At 66.6% G+C, this 8973-nt stretch carries 10 protein-coding genes, 1 other RNA gene and 1 pseudogene; 7 read left to right on the forward strand and 5 right to left on the reverse strand.

What is annotated here, in order from left to right:
• The 3 genes from DYI24_RS15005 to DYI24_RS15015 all read left to right on the forward strand — a co-directional run.
• Positions 1-1120: NAD(P)/FAD-dependent oxidoreductase (locus tag DYI24_RS15005; protein WP_164572855.1), on the forward strand; the 1120-nt coding region annotated here is incomplete at its 5' end.
• Positions 1121-1144: 24 nt separating this feature from the next.
• Entirely contained in the window at positions 1145-1621 is a 477-nt protein-coding gene (locus DYI24_RS15010; RefSeq protein WP_164572856.1) for a methyltransferase family protein, read from the forward strand.
• 23 nt (positions 1622-1644) lie between these two features.
• Positions 1645-2034 carry a rhodanese-like domain-containing protein gene (locus DYI24_RS15015; protein WP_107346029.1) on the forward strand — a complete coding sequence of 130 codons (390 nt, stop codon included), beginning with the start codon at positions 1645-1647 and terminating at the stop codon, positions 2032-2034.
• Between the two features lie 85 nt (positions 2035-2119).
• On the opposite strand, the gene DYI24_RS15020 is transcribed toward DYI24_RS15015, so the two are convergent.
• On the reverse strand, positions 2120-2686 hold the full coding sequence (locus DYI24_RS15020) for a recombinase RecQ (RefSeq protein WP_164572857.1): 567 nt from the start codon (positions 2684-2686) through the stop codon (positions 2120-2122).
• A gap of 81 nt (positions 2687-2767) precedes the next feature.
• On the opposite strand from DYI24_RS15020, the gene DYI24_RS15025 reads away from it, so the two are divergent.
• Positions 2768-2947, forward strand: a complete 180-nt coding sequence (locus tag DYI24_RS15025) for a cadmium ABC transporter ATPase (RefSeq protein ID WP_107346027.1) — start codon at positions 2768-2770, stop codon at positions 2945-2947.
• 13 nt (positions 2948-2960) lie between these two features.
• Here the strand turns inward: DYI24_RS15025 and DYI24_RS15030 are convergent, their stop codons facing one another.
• The gene (locus DYI24_RS15030) at positions 2961-3425 is read right to left on the reverse strand and encodes a hypothetical protein (RefSeq protein ID WP_107346026.1); all 465 of its coding nucleotides are present in this window, start codon (positions 3423-3425) and stop codon (positions 2961-2963) included.
• A gap of 163 nt (positions 3426-3588) precedes the next feature.
• Here DYI24_RS15030 and ssrS point away from each other — a divergent pair.
• The 3 genes from ssrS (at position 3589) to DYI24_RS15045 (ending at position 5255) form a co-directional block, all read left to right on the forward strand.
• Positions 3589-3749: non-coding RNA, 6S RNA (gene ssrS / locus DYI24_RS15035), on the forward strand.
• 83 nt (positions 3750-3832) lie between these two features.
• On the forward strand, positions 3833-4426 hold the full coding sequence (locus DYI24_RS15040; RefSeq protein WP_164572858.1) for a 5-formyltetrahydrofolate cyclo-ligase: 594 nt from the start codon (positions 3833-3835) through the stop codon (positions 4424-4426).
• Position 4427: 1 nt separating this feature from the next.
• On the forward strand, positions 4428-5255 hold the full coding sequence (locus DYI24_RS15045) for a TIGR00282 family metallophosphoesterase (RefSeq protein WP_013504318.1): 828 nt from the start codon (positions 4428-4430) through the stop codon (positions 5253-5255).
• Between the two features lie 266 nt (positions 5256-5521).
• Here the strand turns inward: DYI24_RS15045 and DYI24_RS15050 are convergent, their stop codons facing one another.
• The 3 genes and pseudogenes from DYI24_RS15050 to DYI24_RS15060 all read right to left on the reverse strand — a co-directional run.
• Positions 5522-6982, reverse strand: coding sequence for a pyridoxal phosphate-dependent decarboxylase family protein (locus tag DYI24_RS15050; RefSeq protein WP_164572859.1), 1461 nt, complete (start codon positions 6980-6982; stop codon positions 5522-5524).
• Positions 6979-8214 (reverse strand): ATP-grasp domain-containing protein, encoded by a 1236-nt coding sequence (locus DYI24_RS15055; protein ID WP_164572860.1) that lies wholly within the window; start codon positions 8212-8214, stop codon positions 6979-6981. The genes DYI24_RS15050 and DYI24_RS15055 overlap by 4 nt, the downstream gene beginning before the upstream one ends.
• Positions 8204-8973, reverse strand: a pseudogene (locus tag DYI24_RS15060) (hypothetical protein); the annotation flags it as partial. The pseudogene DYI24_RS15060 and the gene DYI24_RS15055, both read right to left, overlap by 11 nt.

Here is an 8973-nt window from a genome sequence, read left to right on the forward strand (position 1 = left end):
GCGCCACGGCAATGATGCGATCGACGTCACGCTGATCGAAGCCAACCGCCGCTACGTGACGCCGTTCACCTCGAACCTGTATCTCGGCGGGTTGAAGTCGTTCGAGACGCTGACGTTCGGCTACGAAGGCGTCGCCGCGCATGGCGTCGGCCTGGTATTCGATCAGGTCTCGGCGATCGATCGCGACAACAAGGAAGTCCGCACCGCCAGTGGCGCGCGGCTCGGCTACGACCGGCTGGTGCTGTCGCCGGGGATCGACTTCCGCTGGGACGCGGTCCCCGGTTATTCCGAAGCCGCTGCCGAGCGGATGCCGCATGGCTATCGCGGAGGCGCGCAGTTTCAATTGCTGAAGAGCCAGCTCGATGCGCTCGGGGATGGCGCGCTGATCGTGATCATCGCGCCGCCCAATCCGTATCGGTGTCCGCCAGCGCCGTACGAACGCGCCTCGATGATGGCGCACGCGCTGAAGAGCCGCGGCGTCAAGAACGCCCGCATCGTGATCCTCGACGCCAAGGATCACTTCGCGATGCAGACCTTGTTCATCGACGGCTGGGAGCGGCACTACTCCGGCATGATCGAGTGGCAGGACCCGACCATCCACGGCGGCATCAAGGCGGTCGATCCGAAGGCGATGACCGTGACCACCGATTTCGAGACCCACAAGGCGGCGCTGGTCAACGTCATCCCGCCGCAGATCGCCGGCAAGCTCGGCCGCGACGCTGGGCTCGCCGATGCCAGCGGATTCTGCCCGGTGGATGCCGGCACGATGGCGTCGCTGATCGATCCGTCGATCCATGTGATCGGCGATTCTGCGACCGGCGGCGAGTTTCCCAAGTCCGGCTTCGCCGCCAACAACGAGGGCAAGACCGCCGCGATGATCATCCGCGCCGATCTGATCGGCGACCGCCGGATGCCGGTGCGCTTCACCAACCATTGCTGGAGCGACATCGCCCCCGACGATGCGATCAAGAACGGCGCGCGCTATACGCCGCAGGACGGCAAGATCGTGATGTCCGACCCTTATACCTCGCAGCTCGACGAGAGCCCGCAGCTCCGCGCCAAGCAGGCGCGTGAAGCGGCCGGCTGGTATATCGGCATGACCACCGATATATTCGGTTGATCGAATGTACGCCGACGAGTTGCAATGACTGGTTCCGAGGGCTCCCGCCCGAACAAACTGCCGTGGCCGCCGATGCTGCTGGCGATCGCGGCCGTGATCGCGATCGGGTTCGGCATGGTGCTGCCGCTGCCCTTGCCGCGCAGCAACATCGTGATGTGGGCCGGCTATGGGATCGCCGCACTCGGCTTCGCCATCGACGGCTGGGCGATCCTGACGATGCGGGCTGCCCGCACCAACATCCTGCCGCACCGCGCCGCCGACCGGTTGGTGACCTGGGGCCCGTTCCGCTTCAGCCGCAACCCGATCTATCTTGCCAACACGCTGCTGTTGATCGGCATCGGGCTTGCCGCCGGCAATGGCTGGTTCGTGCCGCTCGCTTTGTTGATGGCGGTGCTGGTCGACCGGCTGGCAATTCGCCGCGAGGAGCGCCATCTCGCGATTCGTTTCGGCAATGCCTGGATCGACTACGCGGCGGCGACGCCGCGCTGGCTGATCCGCTGAGCCATGTCCCACAGGAGACTGCCATGACCACTTTGAAGCAGATGATGGAAGCCGCCAACGCCGCGGTGCCGCGGGTGAGCGTCGACGACGCACGCCATCTGATCGAGCAGGGCGCACTGGTGATCGACGTTCGCGATGCGCCGGAAGTCGGCAACACCGGCAAGGTCGCCGGCGCCGTCAACATCTCGCGCGGCATGCTGGAATTCCGCGCCGATCCGGATTCGCCGTTCCACGACAAGCACCTCGCCAAGGATCGCCCGGTTATCGTGTACTGCGCTTCCGGCGGCCGCTCGGCGCTGGCCGGCAAGGTGCTGAAGGATCTCGGCTACGAAAAGGTGTTCAACCTCGGCGCCTTCAAAGACTGGGCCGAAGCCGGTGGTGCCGTCGAACAGCCGATCGAACGCGGCATGTAATCTCCGCGACGAAGCAATCCAGCGGTGCGAGACGCTGGATTGCTTCGCTTCGCTCACTACGACGTCGAACTAACGTTCTCGCCTCTCACCGCTTTTTCGTCTTTGCCGTCTTCGCGGACTTCGCCTTTGACTTCGAAGCCGCAGACTTCGTCGTCTTGGACTTCGCGCTCGACGCCTTGGCAGTCTTTGATGGCGCGGTCTTTGATGGCGAAGTCTTTGACGTCGAGGTTTTGGGCTTTGTCGTTTTGGCCTTCGGCGTGCGGGCTTTCGACGTCTTGGCCTTGGAAGCTCCAGACTTGCTGGCGGCCGGCTTCGTCGTGGTCTTGGCCGCCTTCTTCGCGCCCGACGTTGCTCCCGCCTTCGCGGCGGTCTTGCTCTTGTTCGGCGAGGGCTTGGCCAGCGGTTTGGTGAATTCGGCGAGGCCGGCGCGCGCCGCAGCCTTCGTCACTGTGGCCTTGACCGGACCGCTCACCAGCCGCCGCACCGCGCGCTTGGCCGCGACCTTGGTGATCTCGACCGCGCCGTCCACCACCATGTCGATCAGATTGTCGACCAGCGGCAGCCGCTTCTCGGCGGATTTGCGCGGCCTCGCCGCAGCCTTGTCCTGGTTCGGCGCCTGATCGCGCCCGTCGTCGTTCACGCTCTCGTTCACGCTGCTGTCTCCCGCGCTTGGCTCGGCTGAGGAACGTTTCAGTCCACCTGTCCTTGACCTTCTTTGCGAAGGTGTCGGCAGATGACGGGTGAGGACCTGAATTGGTTCCAGATCGCAGTCCGCGTGCTGTTCCTCGCGGCGGTGTTTTCCTACGCGGCAGTGATCAGCGTTCGGCTGCTCGGACGGCTCGGCGGCATCTTCCGCCGCGGTCCGCGCGTGGTGCGTTTGGGGAAGTATCGAGAACTGGGGCGTCGGCGATGAGCTGCCGGCTGCGCTACTTGGTCAGAAACTTCCACGCCACCACGATCGCGCACAGGGCGGCGAAGATCAGCAGCGCGGGGATCGGGCGACGGGCGCCGCCGGATGGTGCGGGACGAGCGCCGCGATCGGCCATCCGCGTCACCTTCGGCTTCTGCGGCTTCTTGAAGCGGACGACGTTGTCGACCACTGCCTCGCCGCGGTCGGCCGGCGGTGGCGAGCGCGGCTCGGGCTCCGGGGCTTCGCCGGTGCCGCCCATGTCGCTGTAATAGGCCTGATAGGTCTCGCGCACCGCGATCGTCTTGGACTCGATCTCGCTCATCCGGTCGAGCCGCTCGCGATAGCCGTTCAGCACCTTCTGGGCATTGTCGGGCAGGGTGTCGAAGCTGCCGAGCTTGGCCATCATCAGCCAGGTCGCAAAATCGGCTTCGGCCCGGGTGCGGGCTCTGCGGGCGATGGTGGTGCTGGACTTCGAGGCCATGGCGATCCGGGTTGAGCGTCCTCGCTTGAGTCGCCGAGCTTCGTGGCGATCGTGGGACAGCTCTTGATAGCCGAAACGGTTGTCCACGTCAGGTGGTTCATCGTTGCCGCGAATTCCCCGGAGCGGGCTGGCGAACCGGCGGTATGATCGCTACATTGGTTGGGCGAAGCTGCGGGACGCGTCAGGAGCCATATATCCCCGGGGCCTTATCGATCCTTTCGGGAACTGTCCCTGGCCGGGTCCGTGGACCCGGTCATATGGTGCCCACCTACTTTCGTAGGGAACTCCGGGATCGAGTGCTTCAACGGTCACCGCGGCCTCGCACTTTAACCATCTTGTCCGGCGGCAAGCCGGACTGACGGTCGCCCGAGCTTCATCCCTGCGCCGCGGCCGCCTATAACCCGCCGATGTCCGATCTTTCCGCCGCTCCCAGCGATGCCAAAACCGCGCTGCGCGCCGCCGCTTTGGCGCGCCGGTCGGCATTGAGCGAGGACGACCGCAGCGCCGCAGCCGCGGCGATCGCTGCGCGCGGGCTGCCGATCCCGCTGCCGGACGGAGCGATTGTCGCCGGCTATGCGCCAATCCGCGGCGAACTCGATCCGTTTCCGTTGATGCACGTGCTCGCCGCCCGCGGGGCCCGGCTGGCGCTGCCGGTGGTGACGCGGCAAGGCACGCCCCTGGTGTTCAGGGCTTGGCGCGACGGCGATGCGTTGCCGCGCAGCGCGCTCGGCATTCGTGAGCCGTCGCCGGATGCACCGGAGGTGACGCCCGACATCGTGCTGGTGCCGCTCGCCGCGTTCGATGCCGCCGGCCATCGCATCGGCTACGGCGCCGGTCACTATGACTGCACGCTGGAATATCTGCGCGCGCGTGGGCCGGTGGTGGCGATCGGTTTGGCGTTCGCAATGCAGCAAATCCCCACCGTTCCGGCCGCTGCCCACGACGTGGTGCTGGATTATGTGCTAACGGAGCAGGGCCTGCTCACTTTCCGGAGTCGATAGTTTGCGCATTCTGTTCATCGGCGACGTGGTCGGAAAATCCGGCCGCACCGCAATCGCCGAGCATCTGCCGGGCCTGATCCGCGACTGGCAGCTCGATTGCACCATCGTCAATGGCGAGAATGCCGCCGGCGGTTTTGGTATCACCGAGGCGATTTACAACGATTTCATCGATGCCGGCGCCGACGCGGTGACGCTCGGTAACCACGCCTGGAATCAGAAGGAAGCGCTGGTGTTCATCGAGCGTGCGCCGCGCCTGGTCCGCCCGATCAACTTCCCGCGCCACACGCCGGGCCGCGGCGCGGCGCTGGTCGACACCCGCAGCGGCGCCCGGGTGCTGGTGATCAACGCGATGGGCCGCGTGTTCATGGAGCCGCTGAACGATCCGTTCGCTGCGATCGCGCGTGAACTCGAAGCCTGTCCGCTCCGTGATGCCGCCGATGCCATCGTGGTCGATTTCCACGGCGAGGCGTCGAGCGAGAAGCAGGGCATGGGCCATTTCTGCGACGGCCGGGTCAGCCTCGTCGTCGGCACCCATACGCATGTCCCGACCGCCGATCATCAGATCCTGCCGAACGGCACCGGCTACATGACCGACGCCGGCATGACCGGCGACTATGATTCAGTGATCGGTATGCACAAGGACGAGCCGGTGCATCGCTTCCTCACCGGCATTCCGCAGGGCCGGTTCGAACCGGCCAATGGCGACGCCACGTTGAGCGGCGTCGCGGTCGAAACCGACAACGCCACCGGCCTCGCCATCAAGATCGCCCCGGTCCGCATCGGCGGAAGGCTGGAGCCCGCCAAGCCGGCGTTCTGGACGGCGAACTAACAACCTCTCTTCCGTCATTCCGGGGCGCTCACGAAGTGAGCGAACCCGGAATCTCTCCTCTACCTCTCCATCGTCATTCCGGATTGCGCGCGCCGCGCGCAAGTCCGGAAACCATACTCCCGGGACTCGCCATAAGGCACCGCGCGTCAGGCACCGTTATTCACCGCAAGCGCGGTGATGATGGATTCCGCGTTCGCCGCTGCGCGGCGCCCCGGAATGACGAATGAGAGGGCGTGCTCCTCGGCACTTCACCCGCGGAAGGCTAACTACCCAACCCGCTGCGCTCCGAATTTCAGCACCGCATCCACCATCCGGTCGACATCCGCAAACGTCGTGCGGTGGTTGACGATTGCGGCGCGGATCGCCAAAGCGCCGTCGACCGTGGTCGAGGATGGCGCGGCGATGCCGGATTCGTGCAAGTCGGCGACGATCTCGGCGTTGAGCGAGTCCATCACGTTCGGTGCGGCGCGATAGCGGAAGCAGACGATGTTCAGCGTCACCGGGGCCAGCATCTCGAGTTGCGGCTCGCGTTCGACGCGGGCTTCGAGATGGCGCGCCACCTTGCAGGTCTGCGCGATCATCGCGCCCATCCGGTCGGCGCCGAAGGTCTTCAGCGTGAACCAGGTCTTCAGCGCGCGAAAACCACGCGACAGGTCGGGACCGTAGTCGCACGGCCACGGCGAGCCGCCGGCGAGGCCGCGGGTCTCGCGCCGCAAGTAAGCGGCCGGCGCCGCGAACGTATCACGATGCTGATCGCCGTCGCGCACGATCAGGAAGCCGGCGTCGTAATTGACCTGCCCCCATTTGTGGAAATCGAGCGCGATCGAATCCGCTTCCGACAGGCCTTTCAGCTTGGGCGCGATTTCGTCCGACAGCATGCCGAGCGAGCCATAGGCGCCGTCGACGTGAAACCACAGCCCTTCGTCGCGGCATAGGTCTGCAAGCGCCGCGAGATCGTCGATCGCGCCGACATCGACGGTGCCGGCCGAGCCGGTCACCAGGAACGGCTGACAGCCGGCAGCGCGATCCTGCGCGATCCGCCGCTTCAGCGCGTCGATATCGATGCGATGATCCGTGCCGAATGGAATCCGCCGCAGCGCGCCGCGGCCGAGTCCGGCCAAATCGGCGGCCTGCACCACGCAGCCATGCGCCGCTGCGGAGGCGTAAGCGGTGAGCCGTTCGCCCGGCAGCCCGCCCTCGCGCACCTGCGGTCCGACCGCGGCGGTGCGCGCGACCAGCAGCGCCATGAAGTTCGCCATCGACGAGCCGGTGACGAACACGCCGCTGGCGGTTTGCGGAAAGCCGAACAATTCGCGCAGCCAGCGCACGATCTGGCGTTCGACCTCGATGCCGATGTGGTCGCGGCCGCCGCAATTGGCATTGAGCCCGGCCGCCAGCATTTCGGCCAGCATCCCGACCGCAGTGCCGCCGCCATGCACCCAGCCCATGAAGCCGGGGTGGACGTTGCCGGTGGCGTAAGGCGCGATCTCGTCGGTGAAGCGGCGATAGACTTCGGGCAGCGGCGTGCCCTGGCGCGGCAGTGGCTCGGCAAAGCCGGCGCGCACCGCGGGCGGGATCGGTTGCCACACCGGACGGTCACGCACGCCCGCGATGTAGTCGAGCATATCGTCGAGCATGCGATGCGCATCGGCGCGCAGCGCGTCCCAATTGTCAGGATCGAGGCTCGTTGCGCCGGCATTCGCGCCGGCGCGGTCCGCGTCGCTCACGCCACGCTCGTCAGACGCGACGCTACGCGGCGCTCCAGCATCGACGCGAAGGCGTCGAAGATCTTGTGCATCTGCGGCGGCTTGTAGGGATAGAGCTCCGGGCTGTCCATGTCATGGACCACCGCGGTGTTGTCGATTTCGAAGACCAACAGATCGCCGCGCGGGGTCTGGGCGCAGTCGATGGTGAAGTAGTCGAGCCCGATCCGCTCGATCATGCCGTCGAGCGCGGTCTTGTGGCGCAGCGCAAAACCGAAATCGAAGGTGTGGAAGAACGCAGCTTCCTCGAGGCGCTTGACCTCGTCCTCGGCCATCCCGGCGTTGAGGTACCAGATGTCCCAGCGGTTGGCGATCGCCATGTGGCAGGCATACGGTTTGCCGTCCACCACCACGACGCGATATTTGCGGAACTGGCCGTCGTCGCTGGCGTAATCGACGTAGCGGGCGATGAAGTAATCGCTCTCCTGGCGGTCGCGCAGATAGTCGAGCAGCGCGACGCTGTCGGTGATGCGGGCGAGGCCGAAGCCGGCATGCGAGCCGCGCGGCCGGACGATGATCGGGAAATCGACCCCGCCGGTCATCTCCGGCAGCATTGCCGAGCCGTTGGCGGCGGCGACCAGCGTGTCGCGGCCGACCGAGATGGTGTCGGGGATCTCCAGCCCTTCGATGTCACCGATCAGCCGGTACAGCTTGTCGCGGTCGAGATGGCGGATCAGGTGCGGCGGGTTGAGCAGCGGCGCCGGCCAGTTGGCGACGCGCGCTTCGATCGCCGCGAGCGCGCTCATGCATTCATCGGAGTCGGAGGCGATCACGATCGCGACGTCGTGCGCCGGCAGCGGATCGGGCAGCGGCACGCCGTCGACCACATACAGTGTCTGCAGTTCGATGCCGGAATCCTGCAGCAGGAATTCGATCGGGGTGTTGCCGCCCATGTCGATGTCGGCGGCGAGCGCCAGCACCCGCAGCCGCGGATTGTCGCTGGCGCAGGGCGAGCGGAACAGCTGCTGCTGCTTCAGCGTCTCGGTCTGCACCGACAGGCCGGCCTGCTTGTGGCCGAACAATTGCGTGATCAGCGCCAGATCGAGCTGCTCGCCGGGCGTCGCGGTGCCGGCGTCGGTCTTGCTCATCAGCTCCTGCCACAGCGGATACAGATTCTCGCCGTCGAAGGCGCGCTTGGTCAGGCGGGCGAAGCCGATCCGATCGGCGGCGACAAGCTGGGAGGGGTTAGTGGACATGATGTTCCTTGGCGGCGTTGTCGGTGGAAACAGAGGGCTGGCGCAGCAGCGCTTCGAGCGTGGCCATCGCGGCTGCCGCATCCGCGACGATGCGGCCCTGCGCGCCGGGATCGGCGTGAATGTCGATGATGTGGCGGGCGCTGATACACAGCCGCAGCGCCGCCACCGCGTCATCGTGGCGGCCGCCCCAGCCGACCGGCTGGCCGAGCAGGCACGCGGTGCCCTCGGCAAGGGCGCGATGCTGCGCGCGGCAATCGGCCAGCGAGAGCGGGTGTCCGTCGCTATGCAGCGTGAAGGCGAAGATCGTCGGCCGAGCGAATTCATCGCCGCGCCCGGCGGGGGATTGCGGCGGCAGCAGCCGCGCCGACGGTGAGGCGGCAATCAGTCGGGCGAAGTCCTCGCCGAGCTGGCGCACGACATCGCGGCGCAGCTTTGCGGGCACTGCCACGTAAGCGCGGATCTCTTCGAGCGCAGCTTCCCAGCGCAGCCATTGGCCGAAATTCGGCTCGGCCGGAAATTGCGCGCGCAACGCCTGCCAGCGCTGCGGCCAGTCGCTGCGGCCGAGATAGTCGGCAAGTCCCGGCGCCAGCCGCGGCAGCGCGCCGACGGCTTGGGCAAGCTGCGGCGGCAGCAGCACCGCGCCGCTGAATGCGGGACCTGCGAAGTACTTCGATCCGGTCAGCAGCACGATGAAGCCGCGGTCGAGTAGCGCCGCGATCCGGCGGTTACCGAGCCGGGCCTGACAGGCGTCGATCACGA

It is taken from the genome of Rhodopseudomonas sp. BR0C11 (assembly GCF_010820945.1).
Lineage (GTDB): Bacteria > Pseudomonadota > Alphaproteobacteria > Rhizobiales > Xanthobacteraceae > Rhodopseudomonas > Rhodopseudomonas palustris_H.

Bases quoted from the DNA above. Each gene is read 5' to 3' on its own strand.
- DYI24_RS15030 (WP_107346026.1), bottom strand. From the start codon at position 3,425: ATGGCCTCGAAGTCCAGCACCACCATCGCCCGCAGAGCCCGCACCCGG.
- DYI24_RS15025 (WP_107346027.1), top strand. From the start codon at position 2,768: ATGACGGGTGAGGACCTGAATTGGTTCCAGATCGCAGTCCGCGTGCTG.
- DYI24_RS15040 (WP_164572858.1), top strand. From the start codon at position 3,833: ATGTCCGATCTTTCCGCCGCTCCCAGCGATGCCAAAACCGCGCTGCGC.
- DYI24_RS15015 (WP_107346029.1), top strand. From the start codon at position 1,645: ATGACCACTTTGAAGCAGATGATGGAAGCCGCCAACGCCGCGGTGCCG.
- DYI24_RS15055 (WP_164572860.1), bottom strand. From the start codon at position 8,214: ATGTCCACTAACCCCTCCCAGCTTGTCGCCGCCGATCGGATCGGCTTC.
- DYI24_RS15010 (WP_164572856.1), top strand. From the start codon at position 1,145: ATGACTGGTTCCGAGGGCTCCCGCCCGAACAAACTGCCGTGGCCGCCG.